At 68.6% G+C, this 18,160-nt stretch carries 14 protein-coding genes; 6 read left to right on the top strand and 8 right to left on the bottom strand.

Annotation, left to right across the window (positions count from 1 at the left end; translation table 11 throughout):
• The first annotated feature begins 111 nt into the window (after positions 1-111).
• Positions 112-2,880 carry an aconitate hydratase AcnA gene (gene acnA, locus MNQ95_RS13475; RefSeq protein ID WP_241953172.1) on the top strand — a complete coding sequence of 923 codons (2,769 nt, stop codon included), beginning with the start codon at positions 112-114 and terminating at the stop codon, positions 2,878-2,880.
• 169 nt (positions 2,881-3,049) lie between these two features.
• Here the strand turns inward: acnA and MNQ95_RS13470 are convergent, their stop codons facing one another.
• The gene (locus MNQ95_RS13470) at positions 3,050-3,415 is read right to left on the bottom strand and encodes a nuclear transport factor 2 family protein (RefSeq protein WP_238390271.1); all 366 of its coding nucleotides are present in this window, start codon (positions 3,413-3,415) and stop codon (positions 3,050-3,052) included.
• Positions 3,416-3,596: 181 nt separating this feature from the next.
• On the opposite strand from MNQ95_RS13470, the gene MNQ95_RS13465 reads away from it, so the two are divergent.
• Both MNQ95_RS13465 and MNQ95_RS13460 read left to right on the top strand, forming a co-directional pair.
• Positions 3,597-5,294: a long-chain fatty acid--CoA ligase gene (locus MNQ95_RS13465; protein WP_241953171.1), complete on the top strand. Its 1,698-nt coding sequence runs from the start codon at positions 3,597-3,599 to the stop codon at positions 5,292-5,294.
• 274 nt (positions 5,295-5,568) lie between these two features.
• Positions 5,569-6,441, top strand: a complete 873-nt coding sequence (locus tag MNQ95_RS13460; RefSeq protein ID WP_162408794.1) for a crotonase/enoyl-CoA hydratase family protein — start codon at positions 5,569-5,571, stop codon at positions 6,439-6,441.
• Between the two features lie 141 nt (positions 6,442-6,582).
• Here MNQ95_RS13460 and MNQ95_RS13455 read toward each other — a convergent pair whose 3' ends face one another.
• The 6 genes from MNQ95_RS13455 to MNQ95_RS13430 form a co-directional block, all read right to left on the bottom strand.
• On the bottom strand, positions 6,583-8,784 hold the full coding sequence (locus MNQ95_RS13455; protein WP_238390270.1) for an ATP-binding protein: 2,202 nt from the start codon (positions 8,782-8,784) through the stop codon (positions 6,583-6,585).
• Complete coding sequence (gene rpfG, locus MNQ95_RS13450; protein WP_162408790.1) at positions 8,777-9,916, bottom strand: cyclic di-GMP phosphodiesterase response regulator RpfG; 1,140 nt, start codon at positions 9,914-9,916, stop codon at positions 8,777-8,779. The genes MNQ95_RS13455 and rpfG overlap by 8 nt, the downstream gene beginning before the upstream one ends.
• A 170-nt stretch (positions 9,917-10,086) precedes the next feature.
• On the bottom strand, positions 10,087-11,616 hold the full coding sequence (gene lysS / locus MNQ95_RS13445) for a lysine--tRNA ligase (RefSeq protein ID WP_241953170.1): 1,530 nt from the start codon (positions 11,614-11,616) through the stop codon (positions 10,087-10,089).
• Between the two features lie 126 nt (positions 11,617-11,742).
• A protein-coding gene (prfB, locus tag MNQ95_RS13440) for a peptide chain release factor 2 (protein ID WP_162408786.1) occupies positions 11,743-12,871 on the bottom strand; the annotation gives its coding sequence in 2 pieces (ribosomal slippage) (positions 11,743-12,795 and positions 12,797-12,871; 1,128 coding nt in all).
• Positions 12,872-12,980: 109 nt separating this feature from the next.
• Positions 12,981-14,618, bottom strand: coding sequence for a hypothetical protein (locus MNQ95_RS13435; protein ID WP_241953169.1), 1,638 nt, complete (start codon positions 14,616-14,618; stop codon positions 12,981-12,983).
• An 82-nt stretch (positions 14,619-14,700) separates the two neighbouring features.
• Entirely contained in the window at positions 14,701-15,297 is a 597-nt protein-coding gene (locus MNQ95_RS13430) for an NfuA family Fe-S biogenesis protein (protein ID WP_162408782.1), read from the bottom strand.
• A gap of 79 nt (positions 15,298-15,376) precedes the next feature.
• On the opposite strand from MNQ95_RS13430, the gene MNQ95_RS13425 reads away from it, so the two are divergent.
• Genes MNQ95_RS13425 through zupT form a run of 3 tightly spaced genes read left to right on the top strand, consistent with a single transcriptional unit; the run spans position 15,377 to position 16,983 of the window.
• Positions 15,377-15,721, top strand: coding sequence for a 4a-hydroxytetrahydrobiopterin dehydratase (locus tag MNQ95_RS13425; protein WP_162408780.1), 345 nt, complete (start codon positions 15,377-15,379; stop codon positions 15,719-15,721).
• A gap of 3 nt (positions 15,722-15,724) precedes the next feature.
• The gene (locus MNQ95_RS13420) at positions 15,725-16,141 is read left to right on the top strand and encodes an energy transducer TonB (protein WP_162408778.1); all 417 of its coding nucleotides are present in this window, start codon (positions 15,725-15,727) and stop codon (positions 16,139-16,141) included.
• A gap of 32 nt (positions 16,142-16,173) precedes the next feature.
• Positions 16,174-16,983 carry a zinc transporter ZupT gene (zupT, locus tag MNQ95_RS13415; protein WP_241953168.1) on the top strand — a complete coding sequence of 270 codons (810 nt, stop codon included), beginning with the start codon at positions 16,174-16,176 and terminating at the stop codon, positions 16,981-16,983.
• Positions 16,984-16,993: 10 nt separating this feature from the next.
• Here the strand turns inward: zupT and MNQ95_RS13410 are convergent, their stop codons facing one another.
• Entirely contained in the window at positions 16,994-17,968 is a 975-nt protein-coding gene (locus tag MNQ95_RS13410) for an RluA family pseudouridine synthase (RefSeq protein WP_241953167.1), read from the bottom strand.
• Positions 17,969-18,160: the final 192 nt, after the last annotated feature.

Here is an 18,160-nt window from a genome sequence, read left to right as displayed (position 1 = left end):
CCAACGGTGGATTGCCACCGGCCACGGACGCGTCATCCAATCCACCGGATAATGCCGTGAACCCTTCAGTCGCCACCGGAGTGTGGCGACGCAGCTACAGGAGCCCGCCCCATGCGCGATTCCTTCGCCACCCGCAGCCGCCTGGACGTCGGCGGACAGTCCTATGCCTACGCAAGCCTGCCCAAGCTCGGACAGCGCTTCGACCTGGCCCACCTGCCCTATTCGATGAAGATCCTGCTGGAGAACCTGCTCCGCCACGAGGACGGGGTCACGGTGCTGCCTGCCCATATCGAAGCGGTGGCCAGGTGGGATCCGAAGGCCGAGCCTGATATCGAGATCGCGTTCATGCCCGCGCGCGTGGTGCTGCAGGACTTCACCGGCGTGCCCTGCGTCGTCGACCTGGCCGCCATGCGCGATGCGGTGGTCAAGCTCGGCGGCCGGCCGGAACAGATCAATCCGCTGATTCCCTCCGAACTGGTGATCGACCATTCCGTGCAGGTGGATGTGTTCGGCAGGGCCGACGCCCTGGACATCAACGGCCGCATCGAATTCGAGCGCAACCAGGAGCGTTACGCGTTCCTGCGCTGGGGCCAGAAGGCATTTTCCGACTTCAGGGTGGTGCCACCGAACACCGGCATCGTCCACCAGGTGAACCTGGAGAACCTGGCCCGGGTCGTGATGACCGGCGACGCAAACGGCGAAGCCTGGGCCTACCCTGACACCGTATTCGGCACCGACTCCCACACCACCATGATCAACGGTATCGGCGTGCTGGGTTGGGGCGTGGGCGGCATCGAGGCCGAGGCGGCGATGCTCGGCCAGCCTTCCTCGATGCTGATTCCGCAGGTCGTCGGCTTCGAGCTCACCGGCAGGCTGCCCGAGGGCGCCACCGCCACCGACCTGGTGCTCACCGTCACCCAGATGCTGCGCAAGCACGGGGTAGTCGGCAAGTTCGTCGAGTTCTACGGCGACGGCCTGCAACACCTGCCACTGGCCGACCGCGCCACCATCGGCAACATGGCCCCGGAGTACGGCGCGACCTGCGGCATCTTCCCGATCGATGCCGAATCGTTGAGCTACCTGCGCCTGTCCGGTCGCAGCGAGGCGCAGATCGCGCTGGTCGAGGCTTACGCGAAGGCACAGGGCCTGTGGCACGAGCCCGGCGCGGCGCCTGCGCGCTACAGCGCCACCCTGCACCTGGACATGGGCGAGGTGAGGCCGTCGCTGGCCGGGCCCAAGCGCCCGCAGGACCGCGTCTTGCTGGAAGACGTCAAGCAGAACTACCGCGATGCGCTGGTCGGGCTCACCGCCAACCGCGACCGGCGCAGCCCGGAAGTGGCCGACTTCATCGCCGAGGGCGGCGCGGCCGCGGTCGGGAACGATGCACTGCAGAAGGGCGTGGCGCACATCGAGATCGACGGGCAACCGGTCAAGCTCAGGGATGGCGCGGTGGTCATCGCCGCCATCACTTCGTGCACCAACACGTCCAACCCGGCGGTCATGGTCGGCGCGGGCCTGCTGGCGCGCAACGCGGCCGCCCGCGGCCTCGACCGCAAGCCGTGGGTGAAGACCTCCCTCGGCCCGGGTTCGCGCGTGGTCACCGACTACCTCGAAAAAGCGGGACTGCTGAAGGAGCTGGAGAAGGTCGGCTTCTACATCGTCGGCTATGGCTGCACGACCTGCATCGGCAATTCCGGACCGCTGCCGGTCGAGGTCAGCGCCGGCGTCGCCTCCGGGGACCTGGTAGTGGCGTCGGTGCTGTCGGGCAACCGCAATTTCGAAGGCCGGGTCCATCCCGAAGTGAAGATGAACTACCTGGCCTCGCCGCCACTGGTGGTCGCCTACGCACTGGCCGGCACCACCGACATCGACCTGACCACCGAACCACTGGGCACCGACCGCGACGGACAGCCGGTCTTCCTCAAGGACATCTGGCCGACCACGAAGGAAATCGGCGACGTCATCGCCGCGACCATCGGTCCGGAGATGTTCAAGCAGAACTATGCCGACGTGTTCAAGGGCGACAGTCGCTGGAACACGATCGATTCGCCCGATGGCGAGCTGTACGCCTGGGACGACGCCTCCACCTACATCAAGAACCCGCCCTACTTCGACGGCATGACCATGGCCGTCGGCACCATCGACGACATCCACGGCGCGCGCGTGCTCGGCCTGTTCGGCGATTCGATCACCACCGACCACATTTCCCCGGCCGGCAACATCAAGAAGGATTCACCGGCCGGCCGCTTCCTGCAGTCGCGCGGCGTGCAGCCGGCGGACTTCAACAGCTACGGCAGCCGCCGCGGCAACGATGACGTGATGGTGCGCGGGACCTTCGCCAACATCCGCATCAAGAACCTGTTCTTCGGCGGCGAAGAAGGCGGCAACACGCTGTACTTCGGCGCAACGGGCACCGATGGTGGCCAGCCCGCGAAGATGTCGATCTACGACGCGGCCATGCGCTACAAGGCCGACGGCACGCCTTTGCTGGTCATCGCCGGCAAGGAGTACGGCACCGGCTCCTCGCGCGACTGGGCCGCCAAGGGCACCAACCTGCTCGGGGTCAAGGCGGTGATCGCGGAGAGCTTCGAGCGCATCCATCGCTCCAACCTGGTCGGGATGGGCGTGTTGCCGCTGCAGTTCCAGGAAGGCCAGAACGCGCAGGTCCTGCGACTGGACGGCACCGAGACCTACGCGATCACCGGCCTGGCCGACGGCAGCAGCCGTACCGCGCAGGTCACTGCGCGCCGCGCCGATGGCAGCACGGTCGCGTTCACCGCGCACGTCCTGCTGCTGACGCCCAAGGAAGTCGAATACTTCCGCCATGGCGGCCTGCTGCAGTACGTGCTGCGGCAGCTGGCGGCACGCAAGGCCGCCTAGCGGGCGGGTCGCGGAAGCCCCGCATGCACGGTGCGGGGCATCCGGTGTGCGTCCGGCGCATTCCCACTCGCCACGGCAGCGCGCCGTATGCGCTGTACCAGCCGGTCGAAGACGACCGCGCGATCCTGCTGAGGTGGCGGATGCGCGCTTTCCCGCAGGATATACCCGTCTATTTCGGTTGCCACTCCGCGTAGTACAGGCGCCACGCTCCCCCTTCGTCGCGCCAGCCGCTGGTGACGTCCCAGGCCTGCGCGCGGTCGGGCAGGAAACGTCCGCTGCCACCGGTCGCCATCGCACTGAAGCGGACCGTGGCACGGTCGCCCTGCACCTCCACATCGGCCGGCCCCAGGGTCAGGCCGATGTTCGCGTTCGCCAGCATCTGGGCGCGGACGATCTGCTGCAACGCAGCACGATCCATGCCGTCATTGCCTCCGAAGTCGTCCGCGACGCCGTCCATGAAGGCACCCGCCTGTCGCTGCTCGAGGGCGTCCTGCATCGTCGACAACTGCTCGCGCAGGCGTTGATCCGGCGGCATTCGACTGCAGCCGGCCAATGCCACCGCCATCGCCATCGCACACGCGACAAGGAGAACGACCCTCGCCCCACCCAGTCCGCTTTTCATGGCTTCGCCTTTTCCATCCGGGACGGTATGCTCACATCCACGGCGGCGGAAAGCGACACTGCATGACCGCCACATCACCTCGGGAGGAGGCGCAATGAATCCGGATCGTCCTTGGCTGCAGAGCTATCCGCAGGGTGTGCCTGCCGAAATCGATCCGGACGAGTACCGTTCCATCTCGGCGGTGTTCGCCTCTTCCGTGTCCCGCTATGGGGATCGGCCGGCCTACAGCAACTTCGGCAAGGTCATGACCTACGCCGAAGTCGACGTGCTCAGCGCGCAGTTCGCCGCGTACCTGCTGGGCGAACTGGGCCTCAAGAAGGGCGATCGCGTCGCGCTCATGATGCCCAACTGCCTGCAGTATCCGATCGCGACGTTCGGCGTGCTGCGCGCCGGCATGACCGTGGTCAACGTCAATCCGCTCTACACCGCGCGCGAACTCAAGCACCAGCTGGTCGACGCGGGCGCCGCGGCCATCGTCGTGGTCGACAACTTCGGCCACACCGTGCAGGAAGTGCTGGCCGACACGCCGCTCAAGCAGGTGATCACCACCGGCCTGGGCGACATGATCGGCTTCCCCAAGGGCGCCATCGTCAACTTCGTACTGAAGTACGTGAAGAAGATGGTGCCGGACTACGACATTCCCGGCTCGGTGCGTTTCCGCGAGGCGCTGGCGGTGGGCAAGCGCCACACCCTGCCCCAGGTGGACATCGATCCCGGCGACATCGCCTTCCTGCAGTACACCGGCGGCACCACCGGCGTGGCCAAGGGCGCGATGCTGACCCATCGCAACCTGGTGGCGAACATGCAGCAGGCCTCGGCCTGGCTGGGCGCCAACAAGCTCGAGCGCGGCAAGGAAGTGATCATCACCGCGCTGCCGCTGTACCACATCTTCGCGTTGACGGCGAACGGCCTGGTCTTCATGGAACTGGGCGGCCTCAACCACCTGATCACCAATCCGCGCGACATGCCGGGCTTCGTCAAGGAGCTCAAGGGCACGCGCTTCACCGCGATCACCGGCGTCAACACGCTGTTCAACGGCCTGCTCAATACCCCGGGCTTCGACGAGGTCGATTTCTCCTCGTTGAAGGTGACCCTGGGCGGCGGCATGGCGGTGCAGCGCGCGGTCGCCGAGCGCTGGAGGCAGGTCACCGGCGTCACCCTGGTCGAGGCCTACGGCCTGACCGAGACGTCGCCGGCAGCCTGCATCAACCCGCTGGACATCAAGGAGTTCAACGGCTCGATCGGCCTGCCGATCCCGTCCACCGACGTGTGCGTCAAGGACGACGACGGCAACATCCTGCCCCACGGCGAAGTCGGCGAGCTGTGCGTCAAGGGTCCGCAGGTGATGAAGGGCTATTGGCAGCGTCCCGAGGAAACGGCCCAGGTGATCGACGCCGACGGCTGGCTGCACACCGGCGACATGGCCCGGATCGAACCCAGCGGCTTCGTCTATATCGTCGACCGCAAGAAGGACATGATCCTGGTCTCGGGGTTCAACGTGTACCCCAACGAGGTCGAGGACGTGGTCGCGGCGATGCCCGGCGTGCTGGAAGTGGCCGCCATCGGCGTGCCGGACGAGCGTTCGGGCGAGGCAGTGAAGCTGTTCGTGGTCAAGAAGGACCCGTCGCTGACCGCCGAACAGATCAAGGCCCATTGCCGCGAGGCGTTGACCGGCTACAAGCAGCCGCGCCAGATCGAGTTCCGCACCGAGCTGCCTAAGACCAACGTCGGCAAGATCCTGCGCAAGGAGCTGCGTGGCCCAGCGCCGGCCCCAGGCGCCAGCGCCCACTGAGGCCGCCCCCGGCCCGGGCGCCCAGGCCCGGGCCCACCCGCGCGTCCATACGGGTGCGGTCTGGTCCGGCCTCCGGGTCGGGCCGTGGCAACGGCCCCCGGCTTCTGCCCGCCCCCATGCAGGGGCGCTCTCCGGCGCTCTTAACAACTCGTCCACGCAGGTTTTCGGGCTCAGCGGCCAGCCACTTTTAATTGTTCGTTCAGGTGTAGCATGGCCGGGCAACATCCCCCGCCTGCCGTCACGCCGGCAGGTCAAGCCGCCCCCGGAGACCGCCATGAGCACGATCGAGAAACTGCAGCGCACCCACAACTTCCCCACCATCCGCGTGCAGACGCCGCCGGATGGCAGCGCCCATTGGCTGTACATGCATGCCGACGCCGCCCAGGCCGGCGTGCGTCCGTGTTGCCGCTTCGAGATGCTCGAGGACATGTGGAGCTACATGAGCTCCATCACGCTGCGCGAATCGCAGCGCCACCAGGGCCGCCTGCGCCATTTCGTGCTGGCCTCCGCCGCCAGTGCCTACAACCTTGGCGGCGACCTCGATCTGTTCAGGAAGCTGATCATCGAGGGCAATCGCGAACGCCTGCTCGCCTACGCCCGCCGCTGCGTCGAAGGCGTTCACCACGTCCACACCGGCTTCGGCGGCGACATGCATACCGTGGCCCTGATCCAGGGCGACGCCCTGGGCGGCGGCCTGGAAATGGCGCTGGCCTGCCACACGATCGTCGCCGAGGAAGGCGTCGGCATGGGCCTGCCCGAAGTGCTGTTCGGCCTGTTCCCGGGCATGGGCGCCTACTCGTTCCTGTGCAAGCGCGTCACCGCGCGCCAGGCCGAGAAGATGATCCTCAGCGGCGAGGTCTACAGCAGCGAGGAGATGTATCGCCTCGGCGTGGTCGACGTGCTGGTTCCCAAGGGCCAGGGCGAATCGGCGGTGCAGGACCTGATCCGCCAGCACCAGCGGGCTCCGCATTCGCACCTGGCGATGAACGCCGTGCGCAAGATCGGCCAGCCGGTCAGCTACGAGGAACTGATGGGCATCACTGAAGTGTGGGTCGACACCGCCCTGGCGCTGGGCGAGAAGTCGCTGCGGACGATGGAACGCATCGTGCGCGCGCAGGCCCGGAGGGCCAGTTCGGAAGCCGCCTGATCGATCACTGCGGCCCTCCGGCCGGCAGTGTCAGGGGGAAGATCGGGCCCGGCAGGATGCCGGGCCTTCGCTTTTCTGGGGATTACGTTTTTCCTGGCGCATCGTCCGGTCGGCCCGGAACGCCAGAAGAAGGCGCGCTTGTCAGCCGGACTCGTTGCCGCCGCCGTCGCGTACGCTGCCGCGTGCCTGCTGGCGCGCCAGCAGCGCATCCCGACCCTGGGTCAAGGCGGCGTTGAGCATCGCGATCCGCTGCCGCCACTCGTTGCGGATCTGCCAGTCGGCCAGGCGCATCAGCTCGCTGCCCTGCTCGGCGACCCGCACCAGGCCCATGTTCGCCGCCACGCCCTTGATCGCATGCGCATGGTCACGCAGCCGGGCCCAGTCAGCGGCCTCGGCCGCGTGCGACATCGCTCCGATGCAACCGTCGGCGTCGGCCAGGCAGTGGCTGATGAACTCGCGCTCGAACTCGTCGCCCATGCCCATCGCCGCCAGTTCGTCCAGGACCGAGCTGTCCAGCACGCCGGCCGGCGCTTCGGCACCCGCAGCCGGACGCTGCGCCAGGGTCGCATTGCGGCGGCCGCGCTGCGCTGCGACGTCCGAGAGCGTTTCCAGCAGGCGGGCAGCGGCGACGGGCTTGGCCAGGAAGGCGTAGGCCCCGGCCTGCTCGCAGCGCTGGATCGACTCGGGAGTCACATCGGCGCTCAGTACGATCACCGGCGTCCGCGGGCCACCCCCGGCCTGCATCACCCGCACCTGCTTGAGCAGGTCCAACCCGCTCACCCCGGGCATGTGCAGGTCGACGATCACCGCGTCGTATTCGCTCGCCGCCATCGCGTCGAGCACTTCCTCGCCACCCTCGACCGAGGTGACGCGGTGCCCGGCTTTCTGCAGGAGGCGCTGCAGGACCATCCGATTGGCTTCGTAGTCGTCGGCCACCAGCAACTGCATGCTGCGCACGCGCGCGCGGTGGCGCAGGAACGGGTCGGCGAAGGCGATGACGTTGCCGCCGGCGTCGCGCAGCGCGGTCTCGCTCTCCACCTCGGCGACCGGCGCCATGGCCACGCGCGCCGAGCGCTCCAGCGGTGCAGCGAACGGGATCTCGACCCAGAAGCGGCTGCCCCGGCCCTCGATGCTCTCGAAACCGATCCGGCCGCCCATCGCCTCGGCCAGGCCCTTGGCGATCGTGGTGCCCAGTCCGGTGCCGCCATAGCGCCGCGCCAGGCCCGCATCGGCCTGCTCGAAGGCCTCGAAGAGGCGGCCGCGCATCGCGGCCGGAATGCCGATGCCGGTGTCGGTCACCGAGAAGCGCAGGCGCGTGCGGGTGTCGTCCGCGGCGCCCGGGACCGCCTCGACATCGACCCGGACCCGGCCCTGGTCGGTGAACTTCACCGCGTTGCCGACCAGGTTCAGCAGCACCTGGCGCACGTGGCCGGCATCGCCGTTGACCTGCTCGGGCACGTCGTCGCCGATCACCACCAGGTAATCGAGGTTCTTGACCCGGGCCTGCGGATGCAGGATCAGGCCGATGCTGCCGACCAGTTCGCGCGGCGAGAAGTCCTGCAGGTTGAGCTTGAGCTTGCCGGCCTCGATCGCGGAGATGTCGAGCACGTCCTCGACCAGCGCCATCAGCGTGCGCGTGGAAGCCTGGATGGTGCGCACGCATTCGCGCTGCTCGTCATCCAGCCTCGTGGTCCCCAGCAGCTCGGACATGCCGCCCAGGCCGTTGAGCGGGGTGCGGAATTCGTGGCTCATGTTGGCCAGGAACCGGCTCTTGGCCTCGCTGGCGCGCCGCGCTTCCTCGGTGGCGCGGGTGAGCTGCTTGAGCAGGCTGGACAGGTACAGCGGCACCGCCGCCAGGCCGACCAGGAGGCCGATACCCAGGCCGCGGACCTGGGCCCAGAAATCATTGGTCAGGAGCACCGTGCCGAAACTGGCGAGCGCCATTGCCACGGCCACGTAGAGGTAGCGGGTGCCGTAGCGCAGGCCGTTGCCCACGGTCACCCACATCACCACGACATAAACCCAGGCCAGCGGCTCGCCCATCGCGATCATGCCGGCGGCCATCAATCCGTAGTCGGCCAGCATGCCGACCACGCGACGTGCGTCGGATCGGCCCGGATGGGCCAGCAAGGCCGTGAAGATACCCAGGCTCAGGGTGAGCCCGGTCAGCACGATCGCCAGCACCGTGCGGTACTGGCCCGGCTCGAGCCCCGCGCGCGAAGACGGCAACAGCACGTAGCTCAGGATCAGCAGGATCAGGACGATGCGCACCAGCGCCTGCCCGTGCTCGCTGTCGGGGCGGCCGGAAAGGCGCTCGCGGAACCAGGCGTAGGCTTCAGCCACGGGCCAGCCCCCCTGGACGCGCGGAAGCGGTCGAATACTGCTCGCATATCTGCTGCAGGCGCTCGCGGCCGCGCATGAGCGCATCGACGCATTCCGGGTCGAACAGGCGGCCGCGCTGCGCGTACAGGTAGGCCAGGGCGGCGTCGACCGTCCATGCCTCCTTGTATGGCCGCGGCGAAATCAGCGCGTCGAAGACGTCGGCCACGGCCACGATGCGTGCTTCCAGCGGAATCGCCTCGCCAGCCAGTCCGTCGGGATAGCCGCTGCCGTCGTACCGCTCGTGGTGGCGCAGGGCGATCATCGACCCCACCTGGATGAAGCGGTTCTGGCTGCCGCTGAGCAGCTCGTGGCCGATGCGCGGGTGCCGGCGCATCACCGCCATCTCGTCCTCGTCGAGCTTGCCGGGCTTCATCAGGACCGCGTCCGGAATGGCGATCTTGCCCATGTCGTGCAGCGGGGCCGCCATCTCGATGGTCCGCACGTCGTCTTCGGGCAGGCCCAGGCCTTCGGCGACAAGGCCGGCGACCCGCGACATGCGCTCGAGGTAGGCACTGGTACCGGCATCGCGGAACTCGATCGCGCGCGCCAGCCGCGAAAGCGTCTCGCGCTCGCGCTCCTCGACCTCATGCATGCTCGACAGCAGTCGCTGCTCGAGCGAAAGCGCACGCTGCTTGACCGTCTCCGACTGCTGGCGCAACTGCAGCAGGTTGTGGCAGCGCGCGCGCAGTTCGCGCGGACGCACGGGCTTGACCAGGAAATCGATCACCCCGGCCTCGAGTGCAGCCTGGCGGACCGGCTCGTCGCCGACCACGGTGATCAGGATGACCGGGATGTCGCGATGCTTGGGCAGGCGACGGAAGCGGCGCGCGAACTCCAGCCCGTCCATGCCCGGCATGCGGTAGTCGAGCAAAAGGAGGTCGGTGGGATGGGTGTCGCACCAGTCCAGCGCCTGGCGCGCGTCGCCGAAGTCGTGCACGGCCAACTCCGAGGTGATGTCCTCGATGATGTGGCGCAGCATTGTGCGCGCAGATGCCTGATCGTCGACGATGACGATATCCAATTCCCGCTCCGCCCCGTTCCATCCCGCTCTGGCATCGCAGAATACCGCGGTATCGGCCTTGCCCGCACCCATGGCCCGCTCCCGTCCTTCCGCCTCCGGGGGCGCCCCTGCGCCCTGCCGTACCTGAAAAGGACGCAGGAACCGTGCCACGGGCGGGCCAGCGGGCATCCAGAACAGTGACGCGATGCCGGAAAACGCGACATCCGCCGCGTCCAGCTTCCCTCGAGGGGTCTGGCCCCGGCCTAGGCGCCCTGTTCCGGGCGCATGTACGGGAACAGCAGTACGTCCCGGATCGAGGTGCTGCCGGTCAGCAGCATGACCAGGCGATCGATGCCGATCCCCAGTCCGCCGGTCGGCGCCAACCCGTACTCGAGTGCGCGGATGTAGTCGGCATCGAAGTGCATGGCTTCGTCGTCGCCCCCTTCCTTGGCCTCGACCTGGGCCTGGAACCGGGCCGCCTGGTCTTCCGGATCGTTCAGCTCGGAGAAGCCGTTGGCGATCTCCTTGCCGTTGATGAACAGCTCGAAGCGGTCGGTATAGCCCGGCTCGGTGTCGCTGGCGCGGGCCAGCGGCGAGACCTCCACCGGGTGGTCGGTGATGAAGGTCGGCTGGACCAGGGTGTGCTCGACGGTCGCCTCGAAGATCTCCAGCAGCAGCTTGCCCCAGCCGTACGACGGCTTGGTCCGGATCTTCAGCCGTTCACAGTGGCCCCGCAGCGCGTCGCGATCGGTGCAGTCGGCGGCGCTGATCTCGGGGTTGTAGTGGCGCACCGCTTCGTCCATCCGCCAGCGGCGGAACTTCGGCCCCAGGTCGATCGCCTGCCCGTCCCACTCGACCCGGGTGGTGCCCAGCACGGACTGCGCGGTGTCGCGGATCACGTTCTCGGTCAGGTCCATGACCTCGTGGTACGTGGCATAGGCCTCGTACAGCTCGAGCATCGTGAACTCGGGATTGTGCCGGGTAGACACGCCCTCGTTGCGGAAGTTGCGGTTGATCTCGTACACGCGCTCCAGGCCGCCGACCACCAGGCGCTTGAGGTACAGCTCCGGCGCCACGCGCAGGTACAGCTGCAGGTCCAGTGCATTGTGGTGGGTGGTGAACGGCTTGGCCGTGGCACCGCCGGGGATGTAATGCATCATCGGCGTTTCCACTTCCAGGAAGCGCCGGGTGTCGAGCCACTCGCGCATCGCGCGGATGATCTTGCTGCGCTTGACGAACACCTCGCGCGCCTCGGGCGTCACGATCAGGTCGACGTAGCGCTGGCGGTAGCGCTGTTCGACGTCGCTCAGGCCGTGCCACTTGTCCGGCAACGGACGCAGCGACTTGACCAGCAGGCGCAGCGAAGTCGCCTTGACCGACAGTTCACCGGTACGGGTGCGGGTCAGCCCGCCTTCGACCGCGACGATGTCGCCCACGTCGAACGACTTGAACGCCTCGTAGGCCTCGCCGAGCACGTTCCCCTGCAGGAACAGCTGGATTTTCCCGGACTCGTCCATGACCTGGGCGAAGCTGGCCTTGCCCATCACCCGCTTGGCCATCAATCGTCCGGCCAGGGCGACCGTGCGCGGCAGTGCTTCGAGCGCTTCGGCGGTCCACTGGTCCGCATCGGCGTACTCGCCCTGCAGATCGCCGGCGTACTCGACCCGCTTGAAGTCGTTCGGGAAGGCCACGCCCTGGGCGCGCAGCGCGGTGAGCTTGGCGCGGCGTTCGGCGATCAGGTGGTTCTCGTCGACCGGTGCGGCCTGGGGGGCGGATTCGCTGGGCTGGGTCATGGTGTCGATCGGACGCGCGGACTGCGCTTGGGATTTAGGGGCCCCGGCGTCCGCATCGGCGGCACCGGGCATCTCGTCGGGAGGATGCGGACGCGGTACCTGGCTCGCCCTGCACGGGCGGCCCGGTCAGGCCGCGTCGGTACGTTTGGCGCCAGCCTCCAGGCCGGCCTTGAGGCTGGCCTCGACGAACTCGTCCAGGTCGCCATCCAGCACTTTCTGCGTGTCGCTGCGTTCGATGCCCGTGCGCAGGTCCTTGATCCGGCTCTGGTCGAGCACGTAGTTGCGGATCTGGCTGCCCCAGCCGATGTCGGACTTGGTCGCCTCGACCGCGTCGCGTTCGGCATTGCGCTTCTGGATCTCCAGCTCGTAGAGCTTGGCGGCCAGCATCTTCATCGCATTGTCGCGGTTCTGGTGCTGGCTGCGGCCGGTCTGGCAGGCCACCACGATCCCGCTGGGGATATGGGTGATGCGCACCGCCGATTCGGTCTTGTTGACGTGCTGGCCGCCCGCGCCGGAGGACCGGTAGACGTCGGTCCTGAGATCGGCCGGATTGATCTCGATGTCGATGTTGTCGTCGACTTCAGGCGACACGAACACCGAAGTGAAGCTGGTATGCCGGCGGTTGTCCGAATCGAACGGCGACTTGCGCACCAGGCGGTGCACGCCGGTCTCGGTCTTGAGCCAGCCGTAAGCGAAATCGCCTTCCACCCGCAGCGTGGCCGACTTGATGCCGGCGACGTCGCCACCGCTGGCTTCCATCAGCTCGGTCTTCCAGCCGCGCGATTCGCACCAGCGCAGGTACATGCGCAGCAGGATCTCGGCCCAGTCCTGCGCCTCGGTGCCGCCGGCGCCGGCCTGGATGTCGACGAATGCGTTGGCCGAGTCCATCTTGCCGGAGAACATGCGCTGGAATTCCAGCGTTTCGATGTGCTTCTCGAAGCGGTCGACGTCGGCGACCACGGCCAGGGCGGTGTCCTCGTCCTGCTCGCTCTCGGCCAGCTCCAGCAGTTCGGTCGAGCCTTCCAGGCCTTCCAGCACCGAGGCGATGCCGCCGACCGTCTTCTCGAGCATCGAACGCTCGCGGCCCAGGGCCTGGGCGCGTTCGGGATCGTCCCAGACGTTGGGCAGTTCGAGCTCGCGGTTTACTTCTTCCAGACGCTCTTTCTTGGCGTCGTAGTCAAAGATACCCCCGGAGCGAGATCACGCGACCGGTCAGGTCGGCGATGCGCTGGCGGACGGGGTTGAGCTCGATCATGGCGGCATGCAGGCTTGAAAACGGCCGCCGATTCTAGCAGGGATGCCCGCCTCTCGACCGGAGCCCATCCGCAGCTTCGCCGCGGCTCGACGACGCGCCAGCATGCGCATCAGGGCCTGACGCTGCCGTTGTCTTCCTGGAGTTCGGGCTTGAACGGCACGTCCGGTGGCGGCCTGCCGTCGGCGGGCTGCTCGTTGAGGTCGGGATCGCTGATGCCGCAACCACCGCCAAGTTGCAGCACCGAGATCATGCAATTGATCTTCTTGCCGGTGCCGGGAATCGGGATCGCCACCGATTTCATGCCCTTGCGTACCCATTCGGCCAACAGCGACTCGTTGGGTACCCAGAAGCGGTCGAAGCTGGTGGGTTCGTAGTCGTATGGCGGCCGCTTCAGCCAGGTTCCCGACTGGTCGATCCGGTCGCGGGTCCAGCGGTCGCTGTCGCTGCCCGGCGCGCCACGTTCGGCCATGCCCTCGCCCGCCGCCGGGCCCGGCCCCTGCCCGGCGCCTTCGCCCGGCAGGCGCACCCGGCCGTCGCCATCGAACAGCCCCGGTGCGCCGCCCGGCCGCGCTTGGCCGGAACGGGCCTGGCCCCAGTCGTCGCCGGCGACCGGACTGTCCCAACCACTGCCCGGGGCCGGACGCGGGGACGCCGCCGGCGAGGCACCGCCGGAGGTCGCACGCGGCGCGGCGGCCGGTCCTGTCGGCATGCCCGGCGGTGCGCCGCCGGCCTGTGCGGCGGTCGCAGGCGCTGCGGCTGGAGTGGTCGCAGGCGCGGATGCGGGTGCCGCGGCGGGCGCGGGCGCCGGCGGTGATGGCATCGCCAGCTCGCGCTCGCGGACGGTGGATGCCGGCGCCTGCCGCAGCCGGGGCTGGACCTGCGGCACCTCGACCGTCACCGGCTTCAGCGCAACCTGCGGCAGCGGCTCGTTGACCTCGCGCGTGCGCAACTGCAGCTCGCGCGGCTGGACCAGCGGCACGTCGACGGGTCGCGCCTGCGGCGTGCGGATCGCCGGCAGCTCGACCACTGCGACCTCGCGTTCCCGCAATTGAGGTTGCCTGATCGCCGGCGCGGTGACCTCGCGCGGCGTGGCAGGTGGCAACACGTAGTCGATCGTGGGCTGTTCGACCTCGGTCACCTGCACCGGCTGCTCCGCGGGCACCTCCGCCACCTCCGGCTCGGCGACCTCCGCCACCTGCGGCGGTGTGGGCGCGGGCGGCGTCGGGGCAGGTTCGACGGCGACCTCTTGGGGCACCGGCGGTGATGACGCGCTTTCGTCGGCGGCTTCGGCCGGCGTGGAGGCCGGCGTGGACGATTCGGATGCCGAAACCGGTTCACCCGTCGCCGAAGAGGATGCCGCCGGGGCCTCGGACTGGGGCGTCCCCGGATCGCCGGCACCGATGAAGCCGATCGCCACCCGCTCGCCGCCACCCCCGGCCTCGGGCGGCGGCGGTGGCAGCAGCGATTGCAGGTAGGCCATCCAGGCCAGCGCCGCGATGAACAGGACATGCAGCACCAGGCTGCCGGTACCCGAGAACCAGCGGAGCGGACGTTCGTCGCGCGGCGGTGGCAACCAGCCCTGGTGGAAAAGCGAGAAGAAGGCCGGCCAGCGCGACAGTTCCCTGCCCGGCGCGCGCGCTGCAGGCGGGCGCTCCACCAAAAGGTCGACGACCTCGGCCGGGCGAGCATGCGGATGCACCGGCAGCGGCGGTAGCGAACGCAGCCACAGCGCCCAGCCGTAGGGCATGCGCGTGTGGCGTTCGACGGGGGGATGTGGGGGTGCGCGCCCGATCAGCGCCTGGATGATTTCAGACGCGCGCGTCACCGCGTCAGGCCGCGTTTCCGCGCGGCATGTACGGCGCCGAGCCGCTGTCGTGGTCGGTCGCGTCGCGCACCGCGGTCACCCCGGGCACGCGCGCGATGAGCGTCTTCTCGATGCCCTGCTTGAGGGTGACATCGGCCATTCCGCAGCCGTGGCAGCCACCGCCGAAGCGCAACAGGACCACGCCCTCGGCCGACACTTCCTGCACCGTGGCACGGCCGCCATGCGAGGCCAGTTGCGGATTGACCTCGTTTTCCATCACCCAGCGCACGCGTTCGACCAGGGAGGCCGAATCAGCCGGCGCCTCGCCCTTGATCTTCGGCGCGCGGATCGTCAGCTGCGCGCCGGTGCCCTGGAACACATAGTCGATCTCCGCACCGTCGAGCCAGCCGACGCTGTCGGCGGCGACATACAGCGTGAAGCCATCGCAGTCGATCGCCCACTCGTCGCCGGCCAGCTCGGCCGGTTCGGCGAACTCCAGGCGGGCATCGGCGCGCGATGTACCGGGATCCATGGCACTCAGGCGCACGCCCAGGCCGGGGATGGCCTCGCGTTCCACCAGCTTGCGGAAATGCGCCTGCGCGCTGTCGGAGATGTTGATCATGCGGGTATTCTAGCCAAGTCCCGGCGGCGGCCCGCAGCGGCCCCGCGGACCGTTCAGACAGGCACCACGGAGGCTCCCCATGTCCGACCTCATCCCGCTCGCGCAGGCGCACTGCCTGCCCCGCAGTGGCCACGAACACCGGCTGGGGCAGGCCCGCATCGCCGAGCTGATGCCGCAGGTGCCGGGCTGGGAGCTGGCCGAGGAAGGCCGTGCGCTACTGCGCACCTTCCGCTTCAAGGACTATCACCGCACGATGGCCTTCGTGAACGCGCTGGCCTGGATCGCGCATCGCGAAGACCACCACCCGGACCTGGGCGTGCACTACGACCGCTGTGTCGTGCGCTTTTCCACCCACGACGTAGGTGGCCTGAGCGAGAACGACTTCATCTGCGCGGCACGCGCCGCGACCCTGCTGGAGGACTGAACCATGGCCCGTCCGATCTTCCTGTTGTCCGCATTCCTCCTCGCCTCGCTGCTGGCGGGCTGCGGCGGCAGCACGCCCCCGGCCGAACCCGTGCCGGCGCCGACCCAGATCGCCGCGATCGACACCCCGCCACCGGAATACCCGATGGCACTGGCCTGCGCCGGTATCGGCGGCCAGGCCCTGCTGGAGGTCGAGGTCGGCACCGCCGGCACGCCGACCCGGATCGACCTGGTGCGCGGCAGCGGCAACGACGACCTGGACCGGCTGGCGAAGGAGTCGGTACAGGGCTGGAAATTCCGCCCGGCCACGCGCGCCGGCCAGCCGGTGGCGCAGACCATCCAGGTGCCCGTGAACTTCACCGCGCCGGCGGTGCGCCCCGACGCCTGCTTCGCACTGGACGCCGGCCGCTCGCCGACCTGAGCGCGGCCACTCACGGATGAGGATGCACGCGCATGCATGACCCCTCGACCTCCGCGATCCTGATCGCGCTGGCGGTAACGCTGGCCGCGGGGCTGGCTACCGGGCTGGGCGGGTTGCTGGTGGTGTTCGCGCGCGGGCCCAATCCGCGGCTGCTCGCCTTCGGCCTGGCCTTCGCCGGCGGCGCGATGGTCTACGTGTCGCTCACCGAAATCTTCAGCAAGGCGGTCGCGTCGTTCACCCTGGCCTACGACACGCGGCTGGGCTTTACCTTTGCCACGTTCGCGTTCCTGGCCGGCCTGCTGCTGATCATGGTGATCGACATGCTGGTGCCCAACCCGCACGACACCCTGGCCAGCGACGACCCCGCCCTGCGCGAACACAACCGCGAATACATCCGCCGCGTCGGCCTGATGACCGCGGTCGCGATCACCGCGCACAATTTCCCCGAGGGCCTGGCGACGTTCTTCGCGACCCTGGGCAATCCGGCCGTCGGCCTGCCGCTGGCCTTGGCCATCGCGATCCACAACATTCCCGAAGGCATCGCCATCGCGATCCCGGTGTATTTCGCCACCGGCAACAAGGGATACGCCTTCATCGCCAGCCTGCTGTCGGGGCTGGCCGAGCCGGTGGGCGCGGTGATCGGTTTCGCGCTGCTGTCCAACTACCTGACCGATGCGGTGTTCGGCATGGTGTTCGGCCTGATCGCCGGTGTGATGGTGTTCCTGGCCATCGACGAACTGTTGCCGGCGGCCAAGCGCTACGCCAAGGGCCACGAGACCGTGTATGGTCTGGTCAGCGGCATGGGCGTGCTGGCGCTGAGCCTGGTGCTGTTCAAGTGGTAAGGCGCGCGCCCTAGGCCAGCCGGTCCAGCACCTCGCGCAGCTCCGGTGCCAGCGGCGCACTGATCGTGTAGGGCGTGCGCCCGTCATCGAGGGCGAACTCCAGCGAGGCGGCGTGCAGGAACAGCCGGCGCAGGCCAGCCTTGTCGCGCAGGCGCTTGTTGGCCTCCGGATCGCCGTACTTGTCGTCGCCCGCCACCGGGTGTCCCAGGTGCTGGGCGTGCACGCGGATCTGGTGGGTGCGGCCGGTGTCGATGCGCACCTCGCAATAGGATTGGCCGCCGCGCCGCTCCAGGACCTTGAAGTGGCTCGTCGAAGGCTTGCCGTCGGGATCGACCTGGACATGCCGCTCCCCGCCCTGGCGCAGGCCCACGTGCAGCGGCGCGTCCACGCTCAGGGTCCCATCCGGCATCCGCCCGGTGAGCAGGGTCAGGTAGCGCTTGCGGATGCCGCGGCCCGCCCCGCCCTCGCGGCTGCCTTCACGCATGAGCGCCTGCATCTCGGTCAGCGCCGAGCGCTTCTTGGCCACGATCAGGACCCCCGAGGTGTCCCGGTCCAGGCGATGGACCAGCTCGAGCGTCTGGCCCGGGCGCAGCGCACGCAGGGTCTCGATGGCGCCGAAGGAGATGCCGCTGCCGCCATGGCTGGCCACCCCGGACGGCTTGTCCAGGGCCAGCAGGCGTGCGTCCTCGAACACGATGGCCGCCTCGATCCGCTGCAGCAGGCCCGGCGCGGGCGTGCCGCGTTCGGCTTCGCCCTCCAGACGCAGCGGCGGGATGCGGACCTCTTCGCCGGCCACGAGCTTGCGCTCGGCCTTGGCCCGCCCGCCGTTGACCCGGACCTGGCCGCTGCGGACCAGCTTGTAGACCAGGCTGCGCGGCGCGCCCTTGAGCTGGCCGAGCAGGAAGTTGTCCAGCCGCTGGCCATCGCGGTCCTCCGGAACCTTCACGGTGCGGGCAGCGGACTTGGCAGGTTGGGGGTCGGTCATTGACTTGTTAATTCTGTTAGACTCGGCGGGCGATGTAAGGGTTTGATTCCGCTGGAAGAAGTTGCAGGGCCAGAAGCCCGGGCTTCCCGCGATCCCGGCACAGTGCGCGGCCACCGCCCCAGGGGCGGCCATGTTAGCGGCTTGCAGGCAGACCCGGCCATGGCCCGGTGGGTCAGAGCACCGGTTGCTGAA

Origin of the sequence: Pseudoxanthomonas daejeonensis, assembly GCF_022637495.1 — a bacterium.
In the GTDB taxonomy this organism is placed as follows: Bacteria; Pseudomonadota; Gammaproteobacteria; order Xanthomonadales; family Xanthomonadaceae; genus Pseudoxanthomonas; species Pseudoxanthomonas daejeonensis.
This window is presented reverse-complemented; position numbering and strand designations above follow the sequence as displayed.